Source organism: Pelagerythrobacter rhizovicinus, from assembly GCF_004135625.1.
Classification (GTDB): domain Bacteria; phylum Pseudomonadota; class Alphaproteobacteria; order Sphingomonadales; family Sphingomonadaceae; genus Pelagerythrobacter; species Pelagerythrobacter rhizovicinus.
Window position 1 is genome coordinate 1,294,338 of the sequence record NZ_SDPV01000001.1, and the last position, 26,822, is coordinate 1,321,159.

The 26,822-nt window shown below is 63.4% G+C and carries 13 protein-coding genes; 4 read left to right on the top strand and 9 right to left on the bottom strand.

Features of this window, described 5'->3' with window-relative positions:
- Positions 1-90 precede the first annotated feature (90 nt).
- The 4 genes from ETX26_RS06310 to ETX26_RS06325 all read left to right on the top strand — a co-directional run bounded on the left by ETX26_RS06310 (position 91) and on the right by ETX26_RS06325 (position 3,467).
- A complete protein-coding gene (locus ETX26_RS06310; RefSeq protein ID WP_129523781.1) occupies positions 91-570 on the top strand; it encodes a peroxiredoxin in 480 nt (159 codons plus the stop codon).
- A gap of 190 nt (positions 571-760) precedes the next feature.
- Entirely contained in the window at positions 761-2,032 is a 1,272-nt protein-coding gene (locus tag ETX26_RS06315) for a hypothetical protein (RefSeq protein WP_225425519.1), read from the top strand.
- Positions 2,032-2,580 (top strand): DUF4142 domain-containing protein, encoded by a 549-nt coding sequence (locus ETX26_RS06320; RefSeq protein WP_129523782.1) that lies wholly within the window; start codon positions 2,032-2,034, stop codon positions 2,578-2,580. Before ETX26_RS06315 ends, ETX26_RS06320 begins: the two co-directional genes overlap by 1 nt.
- A 128-nt stretch (positions 2,581-2,708) precedes the next feature.
- Positions 2,709-3,467 carry a Crp/Fnr family transcriptional regulator gene (locus tag ETX26_RS06325; protein ID WP_129524181.1) on the top strand — a complete coding sequence of 253 codons (759 nt, stop codon included), beginning with the start codon at positions 2,709-2,711 and terminating at the stop codon, positions 3,465-3,467.
- A gap of 1,479 nt (positions 3,468-4,946) precedes the next feature.
- Here the strand turns inward: ETX26_RS06325 and ETX26_RS06330 are convergent.
- From ETX26_RS06330 to ETX26_RS06370, 9 genes are all read right to left on the bottom strand, one after another.
- Complete coding sequence (locus ETX26_RS06330; protein WP_129523783.1) at positions 4,947-5,561, bottom strand: OmpH family outer membrane protein; 615 nt, start codon at positions 5,559-5,561, stop codon at positions 4,947-4,949.
- Positions 5,558-6,367 carry a SapC family protein gene (locus ETX26_RS06335; RefSeq protein ID WP_129523784.1) on the bottom strand — a complete coding sequence of 270 codons (810 nt, stop codon included), beginning with the start codon at positions 6,365-6,367 and terminating at the stop codon, positions 5,558-5,560. Before ETX26_RS06335 ends, ETX26_RS06330 begins: the two co-directional genes overlap by 4 nt.
- Positions 6,368-6,434: 67 nt before the next feature.
- Positions 6,435-19,496, bottom strand: a complete 13,062-nt coding sequence (locus ETX26_RS06340; RefSeq protein WP_129523785.1) for a filamentous hemagglutinin N-terminal domain-containing protein — start codon at positions 19,494-19,496, stop codon at positions 6,435-6,437.
- A 53-nt stretch (positions 19,497-19,549) separates the two neighbouring features.
- Positions 19,550-20,002, bottom strand: a complete 453-nt coding sequence (locus tag ETX26_RS06345; RefSeq protein ID WP_129523786.1) for a hypothetical protein — start codon at positions 20,000-20,002, stop codon at positions 19,550-19,552.
- 10 nt (positions 20,003-20,012) lie between these two features.
- A complete protein-coding gene (locus tag ETX26_RS06350) occupies positions 20,013-21,650 on the bottom strand; it encodes a putative porin (RefSeq protein WP_129523787.1) in 1,638 nt (545 codons plus the stop codon).
- Complete coding sequence (locus ETX26_RS06355; protein WP_129523788.1) at positions 21,650-23,359, bottom strand: ShlB/FhaC/HecB family hemolysin secretion/activation protein; 1,710 nt, start codon at positions 23,357-23,359, stop codon at positions 21,650-21,652. Before ETX26_RS06355 ends, ETX26_RS06350 begins: the two co-directional genes overlap by 1 nt.
- Complete coding sequence (locus tag ETX26_RS06360; RefSeq protein WP_129523789.1) at positions 23,356-24,060, bottom strand: energy transducer TonB; 705 nt, start codon at positions 24,058-24,060, stop codon at positions 23,356-23,358. Before ETX26_RS06360 ends, ETX26_RS06355 begins: the two co-directional genes overlap by 4 nt.
- The gene (locus tag ETX26_RS06365; protein ID WP_129523790.1) at positions 24,057-24,464 is read right to left on the bottom strand and encodes an ExbD/TolR family protein; all 408 of its coding nucleotides are present in this window, start codon (positions 24,462-24,464) and stop codon (positions 24,057-24,059) included. The genes ETX26_RS06360 and ETX26_RS06365 overlap by 4 nt, the downstream gene beginning before the upstream one ends.
- Positions 24,465-24,488: 24 nt before the next feature.
- The gene (locus ETX26_RS06370) at positions 24,489-26,258 is read right to left on the bottom strand and encodes a DUF2341 domain-containing protein (RefSeq protein WP_165271703.1); all 1,770 of its coding nucleotides are present in this window, start codon (positions 26,256-26,258) and stop codon (positions 24,489-24,491) included.
- Positions 26,259-26,822: the final 564 nt, after the last annotated feature.

The following is a 26,822-nucleotide window of genomic DNA, read 5'->3' on the forward strand; positions in this document are numbered from 1 at the left end:
AAGCGATCTTTATATGATGCCATATTGCCGTGCAGAACGCAGGCTCTATATCGAGCGCGAGCGGATGGGACGACGAAAGGAAATTTCCCGATGACGATTTCGGTAGGCGACAGAATTCCCGATGTGACGCTGGTCAAGGCGACCGAGAACGGGCCCGAGAAGGTCCAGTCAGGCGACTACTTCAAGGGCAAGAAGGTGGCGCTGTTCTCCGTCCCCGGCGCGTTCACCCCGACCTGCTCCGCTCGGCATCTTCCCGGCTATGTCGAGAAGGCGCAGGACCTGAAATCGAAAGGCGTCGACGAGATCGCCTGCACCGCCGTAAACGACGCCTTCGTGATGGGCGCCTGGAACCAGAACGCCGGCTCGAGCGACATCACCATGCTCGCGGACGGGAACGGCGAATTCGCCGAAGCGGTGGGACTGACGATGGATGGCAGCGGCTTCGGCCTCGGCAAGCGCGGCCAGCGCTACTCGATGATCGTCGAGGATGGCGTGGTCAAGGAACTCAATGTCGAGCAGCCGGGCGACTTCTCGGTCTCGAGCGCGGAGCATATGCTCGGCCAGCTCTGATCCGATCATCAGCGGTGTTTTCATGAGCCGGGGCGCCCAAGCGCTCCGGCTTTTTTGCGCTCACGTACTAAGCCTCTTAACCTAGGATAAAATAACTTTTTCTTTTCAGCTATTTAGGAACGAACACCGGTTGCCCTGATTTCACTGGATGAGCCCCGAGGACACTCATCTGCAGGACAGGACATTCCGCATGGCTTTCAATCCGTTGGCTGAAAAAGGCATCCCGATAGAACGGCAGTTCCGCAACTGGTCGGAGCTGACCGGGCACACCTACAACACGAACGACGTTCACCCCTACACCCGCTGCCGCGTCATTCTGATGAACGGCATCGAGGTGGAAGCGATCGTCAATTCGCACAATGCCGCACGCCGGATCGCCGACACGGGGATCAAGCAGATGCTCGCTCTGGTGCGCAAGGCGGAACAGCAGCAACAGAAGGCGGTGAACTGGTTGATCCCCGGCAGCGAGAGCACGATCGCCAACACCATCGGCTATGAACAAGTGGCGGTAGATCTCACCAGTTGGATCGCACGGCACGAGCCCGACCCCTACCTGAACCAAGTCTACGAGTTCGGGGTGCTGGAGGATTACGATCACCTCTACCGCTACGCCAATCTGATGGACCTCATGGGCGAGCGGCGGAAGGCGGAAGAGATCACCGGCGACCTGACCGAGATCCTGCCCGGCCGGCCGACAATCTTCCACCATCGCCATCCGCACGACGAATTGCGCCGGCCGATGACGGTGGAAGCTTCGAACTTCCAGTCGATCCTCAATGCGCTGACGGTCGTCTCCGCCGAGCAGCAGACGATGAATTACTACATGAATGTCGGCAATCGACCCGAGGACCCGATGGCACGCGCGCTCTATTGCGAGATCGCGATGGTCGAGGAGCAGCACGTCTCCCATTACGAGTCCATACTCGACCCGACCACGCCGGAACTCCTCAACCTGGCGCTGCACGAGTACAACGAGTGCTGGCTATACTGGTCGTGCATGCAGACCGAACCCGACCCGCGCATCCGCCAGGTCTGGGAACTGCATCTGGCAATGGAGATCGAGCATCTCCGCCTCGCCTGCGAGATGATGAAGGAAGTCGACCGCATCGACCCGGAGGAGATCTTCCCCCGCGACGGTGTGAGCGAACCCATGACCTTCGAGCCCAACAAGCGCTACGTCCGCGACGTCCTTGCCAGGACGCTCGACCTTACCGCCTACGATTCCGAGTTCGTCCCCGTCGGCGATCTGCCCGATGATCATCGATTCTTCGGATACCAGAACACCGTCAATGCCGGCGGTGTTCCGAGCGAGGAAGTGATCCGCAGACACCGCGAGGAAACAGGCGGCGAGTACCGCGTTGCGACGGAAGGCGAGCATCCCAATGCTTCGCTGCGTGAGAGCGGCACCTGCGAAGAAACGCCGTACGCCAAAGTCGAACAAGAGCACCTGGAGAACGCGTGATGACCGGCAACGACGAGAAGCACGAGGGAGTGCGGCGCACGATGGACAAGGCCGGCGATGTGGTCGGCGGGATGGTTGGACGGATGACAGCCAGCACCGCCGGCTCCACCAGAGCAGACGAGTTCGTGAAGAGCGCGGCGATCGGCGACTTGTACGAGATCGCCGCGGCCAGGCTCGCGCTGCGGCGCTCCCGCACCGATGAAGTCAGGGCAGCGGCGACCAAGATGATAGCCGACCACACCACGAGCACGCACCACCTTCGCTCAGCGCTGCGGATGAATTCGACTCGCGGACTTCCAGCGCCGCCGCTCGAAATGGACGAAAGACGCAAGACGATGATCGACCACCTCAAGGCGGCGCCGGACGACAAGTTCGACAAGACCTACGTCGACCAGCAGGTTCTCGCGCATAAGGAAACCGTCGATCTGATGACCGGCTTTCGCGAACACGGCGACAGCCCCCAGCTTCGCTCGCTCGCCGCGGGAACCGCGCCCGTTGTTCAGCGACACCTTGCGCATATGGAACGGCTGAGAGCACGGCTGGCGTAAGGTACCCCGCGAGAAGCGGAACAAAACCTTATCTGTGTCATTGCGGTCTTATCCTCGATCGATCGCTCGCAAGCATCGATGGCAGAGAGACCGTACGTGCTCCCGCTTGCAAGACTGGGGTGCACGACATGCCGCCGCACGGTTCTACCAATCTCCTCCCATTTCTGAATCGTCTGTTGAAACGATCTCTCCTTTCGGATCGTGAGCAGGGGGAGATCCTCGATCTTCCGGTTCGCGTGAAGCAGGCTCAACCAAACGAAGATTTCGTAGGACTTGGAGAGAAGGTCGATCACGCGTGCTTCGTCCTGGAGGGGCTGGTGGGCCGCTTCGATCAGAACTCGCGCGGCGATCGTCAGATTACCGCATTGTATATTCCAGGTGACATGCCGGACCTTCATTCGGTGGTGCAGCCGACCGCGACCTCAGCGTTGCAGGCACTGTCGACCAGCATCGTCCTGGCAATTCCTCATGCCGCGCTGCGGGAGGCATCGCGCCAGCATCCCGCGATAGCCGAAGCATTCTGGCGCGATTGCATGGTCGACTCGATGGTTCTCGCGCAATGGGTCGTGAACGTGGGGCGCAGGGATGCGAAATCGCGCGTGGCGCACCTGCTTTGCGAGATGGCCCGGCGTTACGGGGTTGCGCCCACGGCCGGAAGGCTGGTGTTCCATCTGCCGATGACGCAGTGGCAATTGGCAGACGCGGCCGGGCTGACCCCTGTTCACGTCAACAGAACGCTCAAGGCACTGGCAAACATAGGGACTTCCTTCCGCATGAAGATGGTGCAGATCGACGACTGGGCTGCACTCGTCGAGCTCGGCGATTTCGACCCGACGTATCTGCAGGATGAAATGGAGCCCGAAGAGCGGATCAGGATCGTGCAATAGCGAGGGTGGGGCGGCGTTCGCGCAGACGTCCGGCTCGGATCAATCCCACGCAGCCGCAAGCGCGATGACAATGGCCACTTCGGTAAAGTTTCCGCGATAGAAGAAAGTTCGGCCCTGCAGATAGACAGTCACGCAATGGCCGGCGAGACACTTCCCGACCGCCTCGCGAACGCTGTTGTGAGACAAAAAAGTCGTTCCATTTCGCCACGCATCTCTGCGCAGTTCAGCCACACCCTAGACAATAGAGTTTTTCCGAAATTGCGATCCTCTTTGGAACAGATCATGACCATAGAGTAGACAGCAGGAGGATTGGGACAATAAAGTTCTTCCATTTCTGAGCTGCCAAATCGGGAGATTTCCGCCGTTCCGTTCTCCGAATCGGCCCGATTTCGCATCAAAGATTCTGCTCCCCGCGGGCTACCTCGCAGGTAAGGGCTTTCGTCCGCTCCGGCCCTTTATCCGCCAACTACGCTCTAGCGACCTATGGCCGGCCCTCACCACAAACGCTGTCTCGTGAGTTCGAAATTGGAAGGTAACCTTCTGAGGCGCATGGACGGCAGAGGCGTACCTCACCACCTGTCCGCCGGCTCCGTAATCTTACGCGATCTTCAGCGCCTCCACCTTCTCGACTTCGTCCTTCCTCTGCACTGCCACGATCGCCAGGTCATAGGCCTGCTGCAAGTTCAGTCACATCTTCGGCGACGTGCCGAGCAGGCGTGCGAGCATGAGCGCCATCACGGAGGTAATCGCCGACTTGCCGGCCAGAATGTCGTGCAGCGCCTCACGGGAGATGCCCAGCTTCCCTGGCGATCCGAGGCGTTAGGCACCGTAGCGGATACCGTTCGAGATTAAGGCACAGCAGTATCCCTTTTTTCCTATATTGTTGTCGAAAGGCGCAGCGTTCTATATTATATCAAATAGCGTGATTCTTACGATTCTTGTCTTAATACTGCAATACTATTATCCTAGAGGTCTCTGTGGACGCGCCAAGCCCTTCCAAACTTCACTCGGCGCGTCCACTTCTCCCTTAAGTCTCTCTTGACGTTCCGCCGTTACCCCACAAGTTGCCAACCCGAGCTGATGAGCCAGCGCATAGTCGCAGCCCCAAGGTCACGGTCCAGTTGGGCGGTCGCCAAGACGAAAGTGCCTGCATCCGATGAACAGCACTCGATTGACTTTCGTTCACCACATGCCTTGCTGCTCGCTTTCCCGGTTGGCCTTAAGCTTCTCAACTACGACTTTCCAAACCCATCTTCGGCGGATCGGCTACCGCCGACGACGTGCCTTCCTGCACGCTACTTTCAGGGGGCCGCTGCCGTAGTATTGCAGGACTTCATGCAAGCCGAAGTCAACCACCTTTTGAAAGCCTTCGATCGACGGCACCGCCAGCGCTGTAGCAAACGGTTCAACACGGGACTGCGGCCAGGATGAGATCGGCCAGAGGCATGGTCGCTCAGCTCCTTCTCCGTGCGGCCTGTTCTACGAGGCCGGAGTATTCGCCGGCGAGGCTTGCTGCTGAGGCAGCCGCTCTCGTTCGAAGGTGATCGTCTGGATACGGGCATCCAGCCGCCGAACGACATCTGGGGTGAGGTCGTTGGCGAAGTTCCCTCCAAGCGCTGAGTTCCGATCGAGGATGAGACCGCATCCCTTCTCACCATAGACTTCCGCAATCACGGGCTGGGCCTCGCTCGCAATGCGCTCCAGCGCCTTGGCGCGGGTCGCCGCGATCTCGCGACTGCTGTGCGCGGCACGTTCCTGAAGTGCCTGCCAGCGCCTGGCGAGTTCCTCGCGGCGCTGGCGCGTCTCGGCATTGTCTGGTTGTCCTTCCAGTGCGCGTGCCTCGGTCTCGACCTGCGTGCGCTCGGCGTCAATCTCCGCCTGTGCGGTCTGGGCCAGCTCCTGCAGCCGCGCGGTGGCGGCCTTTCCGACCGCGGCGTTGGCGAACATCGCCTCCCGTGAGAGGAGACATACGCCCGGCACGACCGGGCCGCCAAGCGGCTGCACCGCCGGCGTGGGTTCATTGACAGTCTGCGCCGGAGCCGCCGTGGCGGCGCCGATCAGGAGAACGAAAGAAGCAACGGAACGGCGGATCATGCGGGCACCTTCTTCGGCTTGGGTTCGTGCACGGGCTCCGGCGCGGCTTCGGATGCGTCTGCGCGCGCCTGGCGATCGAGGAGGCTGGAGAAGCGGTCGAGCGAGGCGAGGTGGAAGTGAACCCAAGCCAGATAGCCGTTCCCGTGCCACTCCTTGACTGCCTCGTCCGGCAGCCTGGCGAACCTCTCGCGGTCGACGATCTGGAAGCCTTCGAGCCCGAGCTTGCGCCCATCCGGCAGGGTCGCGTCGACACGGCGATCGATGAGCAGGTCCTCGGCCTTCAACGCTTCGGCGAAGGCGCGCGTCGCCCTGGCGTCGGACTGGAAGGCATCGCAAAAGGCGAGAGCCTGCCGGGTCAGCTCGGCGGGCTTGCCGTCCTCGAACAGCGGCGTGCCTTCACCGCCCGAACGCTCGATCCGCTCCGACGCGGCATCGACCGCCAGCACGAACTCGTCGGGTTTGCCGGTGGCGATGAAGCCGAAAGGATAGCGGCGCACATAAGCCGGAACGTAGCAGTCCAGGCTCCATTGACCGTCCTTTACGAACAGGTTCCGGCGCTGCAGTCCGAGCACCGCGACCAGCTGCGCGTCACCGGCGGCGAACACGACCGGGTAGCAGCGTGCGGCGGCGGTCAGTTCCGCAGCCACAATGGGGACATAGGCCGCCTCTGCGGCGAAGGAGGCATCACCGCTCTTGAGCCGCCAATCGGCGTGGGCCGACGACGAAAGCGGCTGCGGATCGCGGTAGAACAGCGGAAGGCCGGCCTTGCCGGTGCCGCCCGCTTCGGGTGCAGGTTGAGTTGCCATGAACGTGCTCCTGGATGGGATAACCGAAGCCGCACTGACGGCTGCGGGGTGGATGCTCGCCTACGCCTCAGTTGTGAGCGTAGCGGCTGGGTTCGATCATGATCGTGCGGTCGTCGATCAGCACCGCCCGCAAGCGATTGCGAAGAAGCCGTGAGATCGCCTGCTTGAGGGTCATCGACCCACGAAGGGGAGCGGTCCTGAAGTTGGCTGCGACATCGGTGCTGTAGAGGATGTTGTATCCAGACAGCCCGCCTATCTGCTGCATCGCCTCGTCAAGGTTCGTCGCCGCAATCTCGACGTGCATTTTGCGTTCGGGCCAGGTCGGCTGCTGCCGGTCCGCTTCGGCCCGCTCTGCCCGCGAAGGCGTCGCATTCGAGGATTGTGAGGCACCCGGCGCGCACGCCTCGCGTCGGTCCCCCTCGCCGCAATCGCCATATCCGGTGACGCGAACCTCGATGATCGAGGGCGTGGTCGCGGCCGCGTTCTGGCGAACGGTTTCGGTGAGGCTTTCGAGAAGGTTGCTGCCAAGCAGCGACTTGCTGCCGAGGTCGCCCACGTCCAGCGACGTGGGCGGTGCGGCCGGCGCCTCGGGCAGACCGGTCGTGCGGCCGGCCACGTCGATGTTGTCCGCCCCGAGGATTTCGATGGCGAAGACGTTGAGGTTGCCCGAGACGCGGATGCCCGCATCCCCCGCATCGACGACGCCATAGTTCGCGACCAGATCGACGTCGGCGGGCGGCACGCCCGGGGTGGACGCCAGCGTGCCGATGCCGGCACCGGTCGGCAGACCGGCGGGCGAGCGGGTGAAGTTGGCGAGTTCGTCGATATGCCGTTCGAAGTAGGGCGGCGTCATCGAGGTTTTGGCGCCGTTGCCCGCGGCAATGCTGCCGAACGACGACCACATCATGATATTGCCGCCCTGGGTGGTGAGCACGCGGGACTGGTTCACATCCTGGTCCCCATGGGTGAGGACGTTCACCTCGCCGCCGCCCTGCGTGACGATACCGGCGCGCAAGGCATCGCCCTGTGGGTTGGTCTCCGACGGCTGGCCGGTCTGATCGGCATTGGCCGCCGCGCTGGCGAGGCGGAAGAAGCCCCCCGGCGCAACCACCGAGACATCGCCGCCGGCGTTGGAGAGGATCCGGCTGGCGAAGGTCTCGAAGTTGCCCGCCCAGCGGGATTCGCCGTCCGCCAGCTGCTCGTCGGCGGCCTTCTGCGCGCCCGGGTAAAGCGTACCGATGGCCGTGTAGCCCCGGTTCACCGAACCCTGGCGTTCGTTGTCGGGATCGTTTGCCTCCCGGCTGGCGGTGCGCAGTTCAAGGAACAGCGCCGAGCGATAGAAGGGCGCCTTGTAGGCATTGTCCAGACCCTCCCAGTACGCCAGCGCCTCATCCATGTAGGCGCGCTGCTCCTGCGCGGTCTCCAGCGGCTCCAGCCCCTGCATCTCACGCACGTAGTTGACGAGGCCCTGGCGCCGCTCCGGCAGGAAGAATTCGCCCCGCAGCCGCTCGGCCTGTGCCTGCTGGGCCGTGTAGCGCGGCACCAGAGTGTCGTAGGGCGTTTCCTGCGAGGCCGGAAGGGCGAGCCAGTACTCCCAGGCCTGTTCCAGGTAACCGCGCTGGGCCTCCTCCCCGGCCAGCGGCTCGAGCCCCTGAAGCGAGCGGATGTAGTTTACGAAGCCACCGGCCATGTCCTCGCTCACCAGTTCCACGGTCGCGCCGTTGCCGCGGGCGTAGAAGCGGTCGAACAGGTACATGGGCATTTTCTCGCCGTCGCCCAGTTCACCGAGCAGGTAATCGGCCATCGCCCCGGCATTCGCCGGATCGAAATAGGCGGCGTCGAACTCCTCGTAGGATGGCTGCTGATTGTAGCCGACGCTGATGGCGACCGTCGCCCCCTTCATGTCCGGATCGAATGGGACGTTCACAACCGCGTTGCTGCTGTTGCGCCCGAGGTCCAAAAGCGTGTCAGCGGTAATGCCTTCGGAATTGTTGGGGATCCAGAGATCGGTTCCGGCCTCGATCTCAAGCCTGCCTTGCCCGCGAATGTGCACTTGGCTGCCGGTCCTCAAGTTGCTTGAGCCGGCGGCCGACGAGATAGTGCCGAAATAGATGCCCGCGCCCGCGGTGATCAGGCTGACGTCCTTCGGGTTGTTATGCTGGATGATAACGTTGGGGAAATAGACGTCGCTGCCGGCCTTCATCCAGAGCTGCTCGGCCGAAGCGATGCCGCTGATTCCGATGATGTCCCCGGCACCGGCATAGATCCGGCTGGGTTCGAAATCGCCCTCATGCAACAGGAGATGGCGTTCGTTCCAACTCTGAGTCCCCTCGCCGTATACGCTGGGGGTCATCATATAGATGCCGTCCAAATGGTTGCGGTAATTGTTCTGGTGTTTGCGCAAGTTCCACGCAGAGTCACCAACATTTCGCGGCGCCGCGTCCTCGAGACGCGTGTAGTGGCCGATGCGGACATTGTTCTGCGCCAGAATGTCGAGATTCCCGTCTGGCGCCGGAGCAATTCGGAAACCGCCTTCCACATTCACATCGCCGCCCGCAGCGACCATCTCCACCGTACCGGGCCAGATCTGACCCTCCATAGAGTTGTAGCTGCCGCGGCCGACGGCGTTGATCCCATTGGGGCTGTGGGTCGTGACGTAGTAGGGAAAGTAGGGGCCGAAAGTGTCGTCTTCGAAACCGGTCATCATGCGGGCGGAGCCAATGTTGGCATCATTGTTCCAGGCAATGATGTCGCCGCCGGCCGAATAGAGCGAGACGCTGGCTTCCGCGCCGCCCGTGGCCGTTTCCACATTCAGGTCGCCCGCGGCTTCCACCCGAAGGCTGCCGGCTTCCCCGATGTCGAACATCGTGTAGAGCGGATAGGCGCGCAGAACAGGGGTAGGATCGATGCTAGGGTCGCACCCGCGATAGACGTCGGTGATGTCGCAATCGGCATATGGTGGCTGCGGATCGCTCGTGCGGTCGTAAACCCGCACCACGCTTCCCGACAGGATCGACCCGCCGGCGACCACGGTGCCGTTGCCGGTGATGCGGTAGATGCCGCCCAATATGTCGCCGCCGGCCCGCACCTCCAGGTCCCGGGCCGAGACCGTGAGGTTGCGAATGGCACCGCCGGCGGTGATAACTGCCTGACCATCGGTGATGATGTCGGTCACGATGGTCTTGGCCATCGCATCATGCGCCACCACGTCGCCGCCGACCGCAACGGAAATCCGTGATCCCAATCCGGTCGCCTGAATGGACGAGGGGCGCTGCTCCAGCACCAGATCCCGGCCCGCCGCAACCTGCACTGAGCCGGAGCCGGTGCTGACCCGATACCCGACCGGATCATAGGTCTGGGCCATGTATGGCTGGCGGAAACCCAGCGACGTCCTACCGATCCAGGGCAGAAGTTTGCGCGCATAGATGTCCGTGTCGGCGTATTCGCTCGCGCCCTCGGCATATTTGACGAGTTGCTTCTCGCCGCTCTCGTCCAGATAATAATAGAAGCCAGTCACAATGTCGCGGTCCAGCTCCGCGCCCAGTGAGCCGTCCTCGTTCACGTAGAATAGGGCACTCTCTTGGCCATTGACCCGCAAGTAATAGGGGGCGGCTGGCACGGCCATTGTCGGAATTGGCACGACGGCGTCGTAGAACACTTCCGGATACTCACCAATCAGCCGGACCAGCCGCACATAAGCATCTTTTCCGGTGGCATTACCGTCGTAGAAGCCACTGCTGCCGTGGCCGATTGCCTGATACTCTGCCAGATCTGCGCCGCTGAGACTGCCCGCGTATTCGGCCCCTATCAGGTTATCGAGATCTTGATATGCACCGTCGTAGTCCATGCTTGGGGCAAAAAGGTAAGGATATTCATCAAGTAGGAGCTCAACCAAGTTGTATAGCGTCTCTTCCGGCGTATCCCCCCGGGATGCACGATCGATGGCCCTGTATTCGTCGTTTGTAATTTCTCCCGGATTGCGATGCCCTAGGACGATATTCATGAATACAGAGCTTACTGCGCCTCCATAGCTTGGAACATCCAATTCTCCCACAATCACCGACATGTCGTAATCGAATGGGCTGAGCCCGGCATAGTCGAGCTGATCGGCCTCGCCGCCGATGATGACGGAGCCCTTGCCGTCGGCGAGCTGACCGGCGGAGAGCACCGCCAGGGAGGAGGGGCTCTCCAGATTGGCGCCGCCCACCAGATTGACGTTCCAGCTCCACGGCGCGTCCGTGGCGCTGTCGGTCAAGTTGGCGTTGATCAGCATATCGCCCGCGGCCCGCAGCGAGAGGACACCGGCGACCTGGTCCGCGCCGTAGCGCATGGCGGCCAGGTCCCAATCGTCGGTCAGCTCGACATCGCCGTCGTTGCGGATGTCGATGCCCGGCACCAGGGTGACCGAGCCCAGACGCGCCTGCACGTTGTTCGCCGCCGCGGCCTCCATGAACGCCGTCGCATCCGCCGCGACTGCGGCCGCCACGTCTCTGTCGATCACTTCGACGCCGTCGTAGACGCGGTAGGCTTCGGCAATGGCCCTGTCGGCTCCGGTCACGGTTCCTGCCAGGGAGTCGATGGCGACATCGCCATCGCCGATCTGCGGGGCGCGGAAGTGAACGGTGCCGCCGCGATCCTCGGCCCCACTCACGTCGATGCGCGCGCCACTGGCCATGGCGATCCGCCCGCCGTTGGCACCGGCGGTTTCGATCTTCACAAGGCCGCCCGCGCCCTCTTCCGCCTCGGCGGCGGCGATCAGGGCGGACGACCCGCCCAGGGTGACATCGTTTGAGGCCGCAAGCCTGATGTCGCCGCCATTGGCGCCGACCGTGCGCACCGTGCCGGTCACATCGATCGTGCCGTTGTGGGCGATCACCGAGAGGCTTTCCACCTCGGTGACACCATCCAGCGTGACGCTGCCGGACAGGATCTCGAAGCTGCGGTCGCCGTTGAGGCCGCCCGCCGCCAGGGTGGAACTGAGGGCCGCGAAATCGGCCAGGGTGCCGATCCGCAAGGCGAAATCACCGGCCGACTTGCCCTCGCTCGCACCGCCCTTGAGCGCGCCGTTCAGCACCGCCTGGCCCTGCGGCACCACGATGGCCAGCGAACCGGCGTTCCCCGCCGCGCCGCCGGAGATGTCGAGCACCGCGTCCGCGTTCTGCACCACATTGCCCCGGTCGGCCGTCAGGTTGATCGCCCCGGCGTTCAGGCCGATGGTCCGGTCGAACAGCTCGAAGGCCGTGCCGGAGACATCGATACCGCTGCCTTGCGCCAGGGTGACGTCCCCTGCGGTTGCCCGCAGGTTCACGGTGCCGGCATGCAGGCTGATCTGCCCGTTGTGCGTGATGCTGGTGCCGGTGAACGACAGGGTCGCGCCGAGCGAGTTCCGGCTCGCCTGCTCCGCCCCCGCGATGCTGTCGATGGTGATCGCGCCGCCGGCGTTGACCGCCAGCACATCGCCGTTGTCCACACTGATCTGACCGGCCTCGATCGCGAGCGCGCCGGGAACATTCAGCCCGCCCGCATCCTGGCCGACCAGCGTCCGCGTCGCCCGCAGCGTGACGCTGTTCGCGCCCGAGATCGCCTTGACGCCGCCCGTCAGCAGGAGGTCGCGCGCGGAAAGCAGCAGCGACGCCGAGCCGCCGGTCGCCTCCACCGAGCCGCCGTTGCTGTTGGCGAAGGTGAGGGTGCGCGCCGTGATGCTGGCCGCGCCGCCATCGTTGTCGATCAGCTGGATCTGGCGGGCGTCGAGCGTCAGGTCGCCTTCGGCGGTGAACTCGACCGCACCGTAGAAGTCGATGCTGGAGTAGCTCTTCAGAGCCAAATCCTGCGCATTGGCCAGCATGCTGGCGCTGTCGCCCGCGAAGACCAGCCCGCCCGTGCCGGCCGGGGCCGCGCCGATGCTCACCTGCGAGGCGGCAGCGGTGATCTGGTCTGCCGCCAGGTCGGTACCGGCGGACAGAGTGGTTTCGCGCGTGCCATCGAGCACCACCGAGCGGCCGGCCAGGCGCACGCCTTCTTCGATCGCAAGAACGCCTCCGGCCGGGTCGATCTCCTGCATGCCCCGATCACGCCGCTGAGCGTTGATCGCCGCGAGACGGGCCGGGTCGGCGCGCAGGGCGGCCATCGCATCGATCGCCACCTCGTCGCGCAGGAAGTCGGCACGGTCGCCCGCTGAGACATGCAGGACCGCGCCCTGATCCAGCTCTCCGTGGAGGAAATTCTCCGACGACCCGGATCCCACGATGAACTCGCCGAGAACCGGTACCAGCGCATAGCTGTCCGTCGCAGAGGCAAGCTCGCCGGTTGCTTCGACGATCGAGCCCGACTTGACCGTGACACCGTTCTGAGCGGTGAAGATCAGGTCTGCGCCCGACAGCACGTCGCCCGCGGTATCGATGACCAGATCGGCCGCCGTGACCTGAATGGCGGTGCCGGTGTCCGTCGCACCGCGCACACCGCCCAGAAGCAGGCTTTCCACGCCGAAGCTCACCAGCCGGTCCGCGTCAAGCTGAAGATAGCCGTCGTAGCCCGAGCGGTCGGTGCCGGCGCCCGCCACCAGGATGCGCGCGGCGCTGACATCGACGTAACCGCCCTTGCCACCGTCCATGGCGGCGGCGTTGATCGTGCCGTCCAGCGTCAGGGACGACCCGGCGATCAGGGTCAGACCACCAGCATCCTTCGGCGTGCGCGGCAGGGAGTCCACCTGCAGGTTGCGCCGCTGGGCGGCCCGCAGGAAGGCATCGGAGTCGAAGTAGGTTGTTGCGCTGGCGAAGTTGTATTGCGAGCGCAGGGACAGCACCTCCCGGTCCATGACCAGGAAGCCGTTGGTGAAGGGATCGCGATAGGCCAGGGACCCGTCGGGCCGGGTGGTGAAGCGGTAACCCGCCTGGATGATGGACCCATCAGGCTTGGCGGCGGATTCACCCAGCGCGATGTTGCTGTAGTCGCCATACTGGTGGTTGGCCGTGACGCGATAGGCGCCCGGCAGCGCCGCATATTCGGCCGGCAACAGGGTATATTCACCGGCCGGCAGCCCGCCTTCGGCGCCGGACAGATAGATCTTGCCCAGATCGGGCGCATCATAGAGGTCGCCGGTGCCGAGCGGGGTCACGCCCGCGTCGTAGCCGGGGATGATCGCATACACCTGCGAGGCGTCGTCCACCCAGCGGTAGTCGTCGTCGCGATAGCCGGTCAGCCAGTTGTTCGAGCCGCCCACACCGGGCACGAATTCGCTGGCGACCAAGTCACCACCGGCCGAGACATCGACAGTGGCGTTCGCCGCAATGTCGATGACATCGGCCTTCAGGCTGACTTCGCGGTCCGGCAGATAGGCCATTTCCCGCTGCGTGAACGGATCGACCCAAGTGTCGCCGTTCTGGAGGGAACCGTAGGGGATGACGTTGCCGTCCGCCGAAACCGAGGTGATGCTGCCGGGCAGCAGCCTGATCGTGCCCGCCCCTTCGCTACCGTCGTCCACGGCCTCCAGCGTGATCGACCCGAGCGGGGCGCGGACAATGCCGCCCTGCTCGATGCGCGGCGCGCGCAGCGTCAGGTTGGAGCCGCCTTCCAGGGGCGTCGCATTGACCTTGGTGCCGGCGTCCGGCCCTTTGATGGTCAGGGTCTTGGCCGCCTCGATGGCGACGTTGCGCCCGGATGCGGCATAGATCTGGTCGGCCTTCAGCGTGAGATTGCCGTTGGAGCGCAGCAGGCCTTCCGGTGCCGTGTTGTTGGAGGGGTTATAGTTGATCGGGGCAAGACGCAGGTCTCCCCCGCTGATCAGGGTGACGTCTTCGTAACCGATGAAATCGGCCGAAGTCAGCTCCAGCAGCCGGCCTGCCTCGAGCGTGATCACACCAGTATTCTCCGGGGTGATGCCGATATCGGCCAGCGCGGCCTCGAACCGCTCCTGATCCACGGTCCCGGAACCGGGCGCGGCGCGGCTGAGCAGGCGGACATGTTCCGCCAGCACCGTGAAGTCTCCGTCATCCCGGGCGTAGATCCTGGGCGTTCGCAGAGTGACTTCGTCGAGCAGATAGCCGCCGTCCGGCGACCGCGCGCCGAGCGTGGAGGTGCCCGCGATCACCATCGCGCCGGCCGAGATATCCACCCTGGAGAAACCCCCGGTCACGGGCGACAGGGTCATTGTCGCCTCCCGCTCGGGCAAGGTCGGCAAGATGAAATTCAGCTCCCTGTAAAGCGGCAGGAAAGTGTGATCGTATTCCGGCAGCTCCCCGTAATCGATCTTGCCGCCAATTTCGCCTTCGCCGATGTAAAGAACCGGCGGCGGCACCTTGGTTTCCGCCTCGTAGTACGCCTCGAACAGGGCAACGATGGAGTCCACGTCGGGAAGATAGGTCCCTTCCGGAAAATCCAGCCCCTCCATGCCAGATCGATCGAAATCGACCGTCGAAAGGTCGACGCCGACCAGACCCTGATGCCCGGTGCCATCCTTCAGCGTGTACCACGTCGAGGTCAGCGAATTGCGCAGCCACAGGGGATTGCGATGGTTCAGCTTCTCATAGCGGCCGCTGTGCCACTGCAGGCGGAAGGTGCCGCCCCGCGCGCCTTCTCCGCCAGCGAAGGCACGGAACGTGGCATTGTTCACATCGATATTGCCGCCGAACAGGTTGATCAGGCCGCCATCGGACGCGATCGTCTTGGGCCGGAGCGATACCGCGCCGTTTTCCCGGACCGGCACATGGACCTGTGCGCTGGTGCCGGAGACATCGAGAATGGCGCCTTTCTCGATCACGAGCGGCTCAGCGCCGCGGGAGCTGGCAATCTCGCCGCCGCTGAGCACGTCACCGAGGATCACTTCGTTGCCGCCGCCGTCGATCCGGCGATCCGTGATCCGCAACGCGCCCTGCGCCAGCACGCGCGCGGTCGAGGCAAGATGCCCGCTCAGCTCGATCGTGCCTGCGGGGGCAATCAGGGTGCCCGCAAGATCGCCGTGGAAAATGATGCGCCCACCCGGGTTCACCTCCAGCGAGGCATCCTTGCCAAGCGTCGTGCGTGCGCCGTCCGAGCCGCTATAGGTCCCGAGATCGTGGATGGAGACCTCAGCGTATTCGGTGGACCAGGGGAAATTGGTGAAACCCACGAGGGCGCCGTCGCGCAGCTCTTTGGCGCGCCAGCCCGGCTCGACATAGCCGGTGGTGGTCACGTCGAGGATGTTGCTGCCGGTCTCCGCCCGCCATGCCTTCAGGATGCCGTCGCCGAGCGTGGCCGGCGCCAGCTGCATGGTGGCCTTGGTGGCCTTGATGGCCGTCCCCGGTGCCACGCTGATCCTGGGCGCATTCAGGTATATGCCAGAGAAGGGCATCTCCTCGAACAGGGCCGGATCGATCCGCGCGATGATGTTCCGTTCCGCGGCATCGGCGGGGAGCGCCTCGCCCACGTACAGCTCACCGCTGCTTTCCAGCGCAAACACGCCGTTGCCGCCCAGGCCGAGCGCCTGGGAATTGAAGGCGCCGGCAAGCTCGACGGGGTTGTCGAGCTGCATGTAGTTGCGGATGTTGATGTCGCCGCCCTTGCCGGCGGTGAGGTTGCCGTCCCGGTCGAGGTAACCGCCTCCGTTGGCGTTGAAGTAAACCGTTTCCGGCAGGCGGAACTCGTAAGTGCCATCGTCGCGCGTATTGACTTCGTCGTGGCTGAACGCCGTGATCAGGATGTTGCCGGCATCGACGATCGGCCGCTCGGCGAGCGGCAGGTACTCGGTCGTTTCGAACTCGGTGTGCCACTTCGCACTCGTGTCGATGAAGCTGTTCTCGCCGAAGATGATGCCCTGGCCGCGCAGCGCCACGTCACCGCCGTTGGTTGTGAGCGAGCCACCGAAATACATCGAGCTGGTGCCGATGAGTCTGAAGTCGGCGCCATTGGCGAAGTTGAGGTCGACGCCGTCCTCAATGACGATATACAGCCTGTCGTAACCGTCGTCGGCCGTTTCGGAGAAGCTTCTGCCCGGCCCGTAGTGCCACTGGTTTATCTCGTAGTCGCCCATGGTCGAGCGCTCGAACATCTCTTCAGAGAAAAGGGCGAGGTTGCCGTTCCTGTCGAAATTGCCCCTGCGCTCCTCTTCCAGGCCGAAGATATCGCCATACACGCTGGTGAGGCTGTCGGTGAGCCCGAAGCCCGCGTCGAGCTTGGGCAAGGTCTTTGTAATCAGGATCCGGTCGCTGACATACTCGGCGTCATGCTCGCCTTCGCGGTTGATGATCAGCGAGCCGGCATCCGGCATGTTGGTCCGCTGATATTTGCCGACCGTCACCTCACCGCGGAACGTGCCCTGATAGACTCCGTCCGGCGCCCACAAGCCAATCTTGCCCGCATTGCCCCCTTCGACATAGCTGTCTTCATACCGGCCGCGGGCGGAGGAGACGAGCGGGACATAGTAGGTCTTCTGCTTGCCCCACTTGGTGTCGTAATCGACCCACTGGTCTGCCAGGCCCATGAAAACTTCGTCGGGATCCGCCTCGCGAATATCGACGATGGTGCCGTCGAGACGCCGCAGCATTGTCGTATAGACATAGCCCGCGTCATAGGTGATCGAGCCGCCCGACACATCGATCACCGATCCATCCTTCATGATGAAATCGTCGCCGCTGGCGATCGTCAGGGTGCCGCCATCGACGATCATCTGATCGAGCGTCAGCTGGTTGAGATTGTCGAAACTCTGCCAGTCGGCGACATTGGTGCCGTAGCGGCGATCGACCTTGATTTCCTTGCGGTAGAGCGGACCGCCCCGCTGCACCGGGGTGTCTCTGAGCTGGGCGACGAACACCCGGCCCGCGACCTGGTGATATCCCATGGCGCGGCTGACGTCCCAGCCTGACAAGTCAATAGTCGCGCCGGCTTCCAGCACCAGGCGAGAGCCATCCTGACCGTTCGGGTTACCGCCGCTGCCCAGCGGGCGGCGCACCGCCCCGTCGGCGTCGGCGTAGAGTTCCACCGTGCCCGAGGGCAAATAGACAAGGGAGTCCTTGAGGAAGTGAATTTTCCCGCCGGCCACATGCAAGCTGCCGACCGACTGGTTGCCTTCGGTGAGCGGCAACATGTCATTCGAGTTCAGATCGGGCGTAATCTGCGTGATGCTGCCTTCCCCGAACACGATCGTGCCGTTGCCGGCCAGCTCGGCATCGCCGTTCTGTTTGGCATGGTCCTGCATCAGGGCGTGGATGGAAATGTCGGCCCGGAAGTTGGCCGTCGAGGTCAGTGTGATCCCGCCGTTCTGCTCGATGGTCCAACCGCGCAGATCCACATCGCTGCCGGCCGTGCCGTTGATCACGCCATCGTTCCGCACGGTAAACCCGTACTTGTTGGCGCGCTCAAGACGGCGTTGATCGAGATAGCGCAGGATCAGATTACCCTCGCCGCCGCCGGACGGCGTGTCGATCAAGGCCTGGGCAACCGCCTTGGGCAGGATGTCGCCCGCCTGATACAAGCCCTCCCCGTTCGGCTTGCCCCCGGTGACCGCGTTGACGAAATCCACCCACTCGGCGGGAATGGGGCTGTCCGTCGGCTTCATCTGATTACTGGCGCTGGAATCACGCGCCCAAAGCAGAAACTGGGGTGCAAAGCTCTGGGTGCGAACATTTGACCGCCGCATGTCGAGCGGATTGTGGACGCTGGTGTAGATTTCAAACTCGGCGCTGTTGTTCTGGGCGCGCTCGATGAAGATGTTGTCACCGGCGCCCAGAACCACCTGGCCTTCGTCCTGCACGTTCAAGGTGCCGCTATTGGTCACATTGGGGCCGAAGAGCATGATCTTGCCCTTGTCGCCCGTGCTGATTGTGCCCGTGCGGCCAACCGTCACGGCAAAGCGCAGCGGGTTATCAGCGTCGGCGACGACCGGCATGTCCTCAAGCAGATTCAGATAGCGGTCGGTCTTCCCCTGGGGGGTCTGATCGGGATAGGTCGTGTCCGCATAGATCCAGCTGTTGCTGAAGGTGGGATCGATCCGGCGGTAATTTTTCCTGAACTCGTAGGACAGCAGTCCGCCCTCGCCCTGAAAGCCGTTGAACGCGAAATCGCGGATCTCCAGCGCGGAGGCGACGACCTGCCCGGCTTCGATCGAACCGTTAATGGCCAGGCCGTCGCGCGAGACCAGCAGCAGACCGGCATCGGCCGTGATGTTGCCGTCCAGGTGCGCCACGCCACCGCCCAGATGGCGGTTGAGCGCCATCCAGCCTTCGCCTTCCTGATGGAACCGGATGCTCTGGCCGCTTGCCAGGTTCATGTCGCTCCAGCTGATGACGGCGCGTTCGCGTTCCTGCGTGATGCTGACACGGGTGTCCGTGACGTCGATGTCGCTGACGCCCTGGGTCAGGAAATAGCGGTTTGCCTCGATCTCGGCGTCCTCGCCGATGTTGAAGCCCGTATCGTCATTGACGACGAGAATGCCGTCCGCCTCGATCCGGCCATCGATGGTGGTGTTGGCGGCCAGCCGCAGCGATTCAGTCCCTGGCCTGTCCGTGTCGTTCAGATCGCGGTTGAAAACGATCCAGTCGGACGACTGCTGCGCAAACTTCAGAACCTCATCCGTCTGAACTTCGAATTTTTTCCAGTCGAGCACTGCCTTCTTCGCGCTCTGCACGAAGGTCGTGGTGCCGTCTGCCACATCGACGTCGCTGATCCCCGATCCGACGACCAGCTGCCGGGTGTTGATCTGCGCGTCCTCACCGATCAGCACGCCATTGTCATTGAAGATGTAGACCGAGCCGATGGCGCGGATCTCGCCGTCGATCTGCGCGGCGTGCTCGCCATGCACCCGGTTGATAACGAACCAGTCCGACGACTGCTGCTGAAATTCCAGAATCTCCTGAGTTTTCAGGCGGAAATCCTCCCAGTCTAGGATAGCCTTCCGCTCGGTCTGCTTGATGGTCATCAGCGCACGGTCGCCCTCCGTGCCGATCACCGGACGGTTGGCACCCTGCCACACGGAAACCTGCCCGTTCGGGCCGATCGTCCGCCCTGCCTGCATCCCCACCATGCTGCCGAGCGGAGAGTCGGCCTGGGCCGATGCCGGGAAGACGGCAGTCATGGTCGCCAATGCGACCAGGCTCGCCCCGAGTTCGAGGCGCTTCTTGGAGAAGGGGCGCTTGCGAGAACCGGTGGTGTTTCCGAACATGGGTGAATTCCTGTGAGAGTGCGCTGCCGTTAGTGTTGAGATCGCAGTTGACGTCAGTTGTTCTGGGCAGACTGCTCGTTCTGCTTCTGCAAACTGGGCGGCGGTGTTCCGGGATAGATTCGCACCGCGTGCGCGCGATCGACGTAGTCCTGCTGAAGGTTCTCCATCTTAACCCTGGCGGTCTGCAGGAACGGCTCGACCGAACGCTTGCTCAGCCCTTTCTCGATCACCTCCACGGCGAGTTCGTAGAGCTGGGCGTTCCGCTCGATCCCGAGGGCGATCAGTTCGTCCTTGAGCGCCAGTTCGGCTCGCAGTCGGGCCACTTGCTGCCGCGCGTTCTCGGCCACTCGCTTCGCGCGTGCGAGCTCCCCCTCGAGGCGCGCAATTCGCGCTTCGACGGGCGGCGTTTCGGCCGTTCCCCCAGCTTGGGGCTCGGCGCCCGCGCCCTGCGCGGCGACCGGCGCGGCGAGTAGGGCGAGCGGCATCATCAATACGATGTGTTTCATGGATCCCCCCTCAGAACCGCGAGTTCAACTCGACTTGGAGTATGTCGACGGAGAACGGCGCTCGGTTGATGGAGTCGGACGACATCCAGCGCAGGCCCAAGGTCGTATTTTTGTGGATCCCTACCGATCCCTCGAGCTCATATCCCTCAACATCGGTACCTCCGAGGCCGAAGTCGGAATCTGTAAAGATATCCATGACAGCGTCGGTCTCCACGCGCCGATAGGCGGCAGCGACGCGCCACTCGCCAAGGTTCGAGATCACCGGATGACCGGCCTCGAACCGAGCGTGCCAGCCCAGATCGCCAGGCGTGACGCCGTCACCGGCCTCCTCTCCGCGCAGGGAAACGATCTCGGCACGGTCGAGCGCCAGATTTCTCACCACCTCGCCGGTGAGCTTGAACGTGAGCGGCCCCGCCCGATAGCCAAGCTCTGCGGTACCGGCGAGCAGCTCGAATTCCGAAGCCAGGCCGGCAAGCGTGGTGAGCCCGTCCGTGCGCATGTTGAACAGGGAGTTGCCCTGCCGCAGATAAGCTGGCGCGCTCCAGTCGTTAACCCGCGAGCCGTCCGCCGGATTCTTCAAGCTCTGAACATTGTCGAACAGATAGTAGGCGATGCCCGTGCTGGCGAACATGGCCGCACCCGTGTCGTATGACGCGCCAAGCTGGCCGGCATAGAGATAGGCGTCCGGGTAGATCTCCCGCTCACTCAGCGGGAAAAGCCCCCCCGTCGCGAACAGCCCGAGGCCCATTTCGAGCTTTCGATCGACGGCGAGCGCCACGCCTTCGGGATTGATATCGGCGTCCCACACCAAGCTGGTCGAATAGAATGGGTTGGACATGCGCCCCGCGACCAGGTGAGCGCCCTGAAGAGGCTCTATGTCGATGAAGGCGCGATCGACCCACAAAGTGTTGCGATCGAAGTAGTTGCCGAAGGTGGAATTGGTCGAAACCGCGCCGGGTTCATCGCCCGAAGCCAAGCGCAATCCGACCTGAATACCGTCCGCGACCCGCGCCTCGAAGTTCAGCCGCGCCCGATAGCTCACCCGCTCCCGGTCCACCGTCGAGTTGAGAAGCGGAAATCCCTGGGCGTCCGTCACCCCGCCAAGCTGGTTGATGGCATTGGCGTCGGGGAAGCTCGGGAAGTTGCCGTCAGCAAAGTTGTCATACTGACCGCGCACCCGCAGGTCGCCCGAAATGCGGACGGCATTCACCCAATCGGGCAGGGTGTTGGGGGAAACCCACCCTTCTTCCTTGGCCGTCTGGACGACTTCGTTCCGCACCTCGTTCTTGATCTCGTCCCGAACGGTCTCGGGCACATAGGGCACATTGACGACGTCTTCTGCCTTCGCCGCAGCCTCTGTTTCCGCGCGAAGAGCAGCGTTCTCGCGGGCCCTGTCGAGAATGGACTGCGCCTTCTCGAACGGGATCACCCCTTCATCGACCAGAAGCTGGAGTATCTCGACCCCGACGTCGTCGGTCGATTGCGCCATCGCTGGCGTCGGACCAAGCATGGCAAGCGCAATTGCCGAACTTCCCAGGAGAACCTTTGTCTTGAGCATTTCAATCCTCGCTAGATTGGTGTCGGCGCCGTTCACGCGCGCCGCCGGAATGGTGGTTGTCTGATCTTTGGTGAGGCGGATCCTGGCCATCAGAACTGCTCCCAGACCCTGAACTGGATGCGGAACCCGTCACCGAAGTCCGAAAGGGTGGCCTCTTCATCGACCAGCGGCCGCGAGACGCTCACCACGCCGTTGAGTCCGTAATCGAGTTGGAGCCTGAGGCCGCCGCCAACGCTTAGAAGGCGCATGTGCTCGTCCTGGACGCTCAGCGGATCGTGGATTCTGGCGTATCCACCGTCGACAAAGGTGAAGAAGCGCAGTTGCTTGACGAGGTCGGAATTGTGCAGAGACGGCGTATCGATCTGGAACTGGCCTGAAATGCCGTCATCGCCCAGGTTGAAGCTTTCGTAATATCCGCGAACGCTGTCGTAGCCGCCGAGCGCGAACTGCTCATTGGAGATCAGCGGTTCTCCGGCATATTGCCACTGGATCGAACCACCGACCCGCCAGTCGTTCAACTTGCGGGTGTAAGAAGCGTCACCGCGCAAGACGGACCAGTTCGCATTCGCGTTGAAGCGCTTGAGTCCGAACTCGATATCGTCGGCGGCAAGCCCCCGAAGGCCAAACGCCGCGCCGATGCCGAGATCGAAGTCGAATGTCTCTGTTCGCTTCGACAAGGCGTAGCGAAGCATCAGGGGGATGTAATCGATCGGTGTGTATGAGGCGCTGTCCTCATTTTCCGCGAGGAGGTTCTCCTTAAAGTTCTTGTAATCGACCCCGGCCGTGAACTGATGGACGGTCGGTGAAGCAGGATCGCCGGAAATACTGGAGTAGATCGCCCGCAGGCCGAGGATATCGCCTTTACCGAGGACGTTGATGCCGCCCAGTGCGGCAACGTCGCTGTCGGTATGAACCCCGTAAGCAACAAGCGTGATCGGCGTGTTGGGAATCGGCGCGGCATAAGAGGCCGAGACCGCCCAGGATTCGCTCGGGTCCTCAGGGCTCATCTGCCCCTGCAGGCTCAGGCTGTGGTCGAGCTGGAAGAGATTGGCATATGTAAGCGAGCCCGAGAGCTTGAGACGCTCGGTATTGGAACTCGCTCGGTCGTTTAGCTCGAGGGTGCCGTGCAGCGGCAACTTGTCTTCCACGAGCAGATCGATGTCGACCGTTCCAGGTTCGAGGCCCGCTCTCAGGGTCGGGGCGACAACCCTGTCTTGGGACCTGTTGATCCTGGCGAGATCGTCTGAAAGCTCGTTATAGTTGGGAACCTCGCCTTCTTCGAGCGAAGGGACACGTTCGCCGATGTCCTCGGGCGAATAGTAGGTTGCGCCGTCCACCCGCAGGCGGCCGACCCGCATCTCCACCACTTTGAGGCGAATGTTCCCGCCTTGGACTTCCTGGGCAGGAATAACGACGTTGACGGTTTCGAACCCTTTCGCGTGATACGCTTCCATCAAGGCGGTACGCGCCGCATCGACGTCGGAGAGCGGCCTCTGTGAGCCCAGAAAGGGCATCACCGCCTGCTCGATCTCCTTGCGGGAAAGGACGCTGTTGCCCTCGACCTGATAGTTCAGGATGTCGACCCGGCGATCGGCAGCTGGCGCAGCAGCGCCCTCGGTCGGAGGCGTCTCTGCGTCCTGCGCATGGAGCGCCGGGGCAAAGACAATGCTCAGGGCCAGTGCACTGACGCAGTGAGCCGTGCGAAAAATCATCGAATGCTCCAAATCATGTTCGTGCGTGCGTCGGCCGAGACGCCTCCCGCCCAATTGGCGCGCGCCGCGGATCGGCAGGCCGCTCAACTTCGCCTCATGTCGATTGTCGCGTAGGTCGTGGCCGCCTGCTCCGCCGGACGGCGGACGTTGAGCGGCGGCAGGTTGCTCAGCACATCCCGGATGGCCGCATCGAGTTCTTGATCGCCGGTGGTGGTGCGCAAGGCTGCGCGAGTGAACCGCCCAGCATCAGAAATAACGACCGTGACGTCCACCGATCCCTTTGCCGCCCGCGTTCGAGGGTCGCGCATCAGTGCGCGGCGGATATGGCCTTCGACATAGGCGCCCCATTCGCCGCCCCCGCGCCCGCCGCCGGTTCCGCGGCCGAACAGCCCCCCGCCGCCGCCTGCCGCGAGGCGGAAATTATCGGAGCCCGCGTCGGCAGGACGGTCGAGGCCCGCCAGCTGGTTCGATGCAGTGCTGGGTTCGGGCGCATCCTGCGGCTGGTCGACTGGTTCTTCGCTCGGCGTCTCGCTGGGCGGCTCCTCGCTCGGCTCGACGATCTCCTCTTCCTCTTCCATGATCGGTTCTTCCGGCTCCGGTTCGGGAGGCGGCGGAGGCTGGAGCATCTCGATCTCGGTGACGAAGCGTTCGGTGCTCGGCGCCCCCTCGCCGTCCGGCCAGATCAGCCAAGCCAGCAGGCCGAGCAAGACGATCGGGGCGAGGATTGCTCCCGCCTGGCGGGCGCGCCCCTTCCCCTCGGACCGGGAGGTGGGGACTTGCTCGCTCATGACGGGCGCACTCGTTCGCTGACGAGGCCGAGCTGGCTGATGCCGACGCGGTTGCACACGTCGAGCACTTCCATGATCCGGCCGTACTGGGTGACCCGGTCGCCCTTCACCACCACCGGGAACTCCTCGGTCGTCGCCTTGAAGGTGCGCAGCTGCGATTCCAGCTCGTCGAGCGTCACCGCGAAGGTATCGAGATAGATCTGCCCCTGCTCGTCGATGGTGATTGCCTTGGTCGTCGGCTTGGCCAGGCTCACCGACGAGCTCGCCTTGGGTACGTTGACCTTGATCCCCTGCACCGCCGCCGTGGTCAGCAGGATGAAGATGATCAGCAGCACCAGGGTGAGATCGACCATCGGCGTGACGTTGATCTCGTCATAGGGCTTGCGCTTCTTCTGGACGTGCATCGCTCGTCTCCCCTCTCTCGTGCGTCAGGCTGCGGCGGCGGCGAGGGACGGTCGGTAGGTTTCGGCGATGCGCTTCTCGAGCTCGTCGACGAAGACCTGGTTATCGATCTCGATCTTCTCGACCCGGGAGAGCAGCCAGTTGTATCCGAATAGCGCAGGGATCGCGACCGCAAGGCCCGCCACGGTCGCCAGCAAGGCGGCGGCGATGCCTGGCGCGATCGCGTTGATGTTGACGTCACCCGCGGCCGCAACGCCGGCAAAGGTGATCATCACCCCGATCACCGTGCCGAGCAGGCCCAGGAACGGTCCGCCGGAGATGGCGATCGTCAGCAGCACCATGCGCGCGTTCAGCCGCTGGCCCTCGCGGGCCATCTCCGCGTCCATCGCCGCGCGGATCGCTGCCACCGACTGCGGCGCGAGGGCGAACTGGTCGCGCGCCGAACGGCGCCCTTCGGCCAGGCGCTGGCGCGTCTCCTCGCGTCCGACGGCAAACAAGCGGCCCAGCGTCGAGACTTCCGGCCAGCTCAGCTTGTCCGAGTTGACCAGCCCGTCATGCAGCCCCGCTTCACCCGAGTTGCGGCGGAACTCCCGGCGGAATGTTTCGTTCGCGCGCTCCACCCGCGACAACAGTCCCGCTTTCAGCACCATCACCGCAATGGCGATGGCCAGCATTACCGCTAGAATTGCTATCACGATCCAGGCGTCGAGCGTCAGCGCGCCGAACAGAATGCCGAGATAGTTGTGCTCGCCGCTTTCGCCGGCTTCCTGTGCCTCTCCACTGACCTGAACCACGGTGGCATCCCGCCCCTGCGAGTTGGCAGCGAAGGCGATGAAGTCCGCAGAACGCGCGGTGTTGGCGCGCCACACTTCGTCCACATCGCCCATGAAGCCGGGAAGCTCGCCATTGGCGCCGATGATCTCGCCGCCGCCCAAGGCTGGGAGGTCCGCCGCCAGCTGCGCCACCTCGTTGCCATCGACATAGAGCCGCACGGCGCCTTCTCCGGCGGTCACCGCCAGGTGCGCCCAGCTGCCGGAAGGAAGCGGCGCCTGCGCCGCCGCCTCTGCACCGTTGACGCTGACGTAAGGCGTCGCTCCGCGCAGGCCGATCACCAGGCGCGAACCCGCCTCACCGAGCTTGGTGTAAATAGCCGCCTCGGCTGGCAGTTGGTTATCCGGCTTGATCCAGGCCGACACGGTCATGCCGCCGCCGGCGGGCACAGTGAGCGACTGGCTCCCCGCCACCTGCATCTGGTTTTCGGCACCGAAGCGCGCACCGCCGGCGACCAGTCCTTCGGGAATCAGCTGCCCCGAGAAGCTGCCGATCGCGTTGGCATTGGCCGTCTCGTCGCGCGGACTCGCGCCATCGGCGAAGTGGACGACCAGCGACTGCTCGCCGTCATATGTATCCGCCGGCGACAGGGCCGCAGAAGCTTCGCCGTTGCCGTAATAGGCATAGATCGTCTGGCTCCCGGAAGAGACCTCCGGCAGCTTCACCCAGGCAAGGGCGATCTCCGCCTGCCGGTTGAAGCTCTCCAGGTGGAAATCCAGCGGCGTGCCGTCCGCCGTGACGAAGCGCAGATCGCTGCCGTCGTCCTGCAGGCGGGTGAAATCGACGTTTCCGGCATGAAGGCGAACGAGAACCGGGGCATTGTCGATCTCGTCGCCGACGACCCCCTCGGCATTGACGGAGATCGCCTGGCGATACCCCCAGTCGTCGCTCCACCACTCCTGCGCCGATGCCGCACTCGGCACAGCCATCAACATCGCGCACAAGGCGACAAATACTCGCTTCATTTCCCCCACTCCAGGTTTGAGGATTAGATTGGAAACCGGCCACGCCGCCGGTCGGCACGATGCCTCCCGAGCCACCGAATTACGCAGGACACCAAGCGTACTTGCCCACCGATCCGCGGTCGGCATCGCCGTTGCGCATGCGAATTCAAGGGATTCAAAAGGCCCCCTAAGTCAATACAAATAACCAGACCCTTTCTTGCGAGGTCTGATAGATTCGCTGTATTTCAAGTTTAAGACTCAGTCAGCCTTTTTTGGGTGTATATTATCAGAATATCTTGGAAATACTTAAATATTTTATGCGCGCCAAACCTCTCCAGCCCACTTGAACTAGAGATGCCTCTTCTTTCGAGTAACTCTTATTTTAAAACGCCCGGCCTACTGGCCGCCGCCCCTACACCCCCAAGGACGTCGGACTCGCGAGAACCCGCACCACCTTTTTCAGGGCTTGAATGCTGGCCGAAACGCTGAAGCGGCCGTGCCGCACTATCACTGGCCACGCCGACTCCAGGCTCCAGACGGCGCGCCGCAAGTCCACATCATCGAAGCGGTATCGAAACGCTGCCG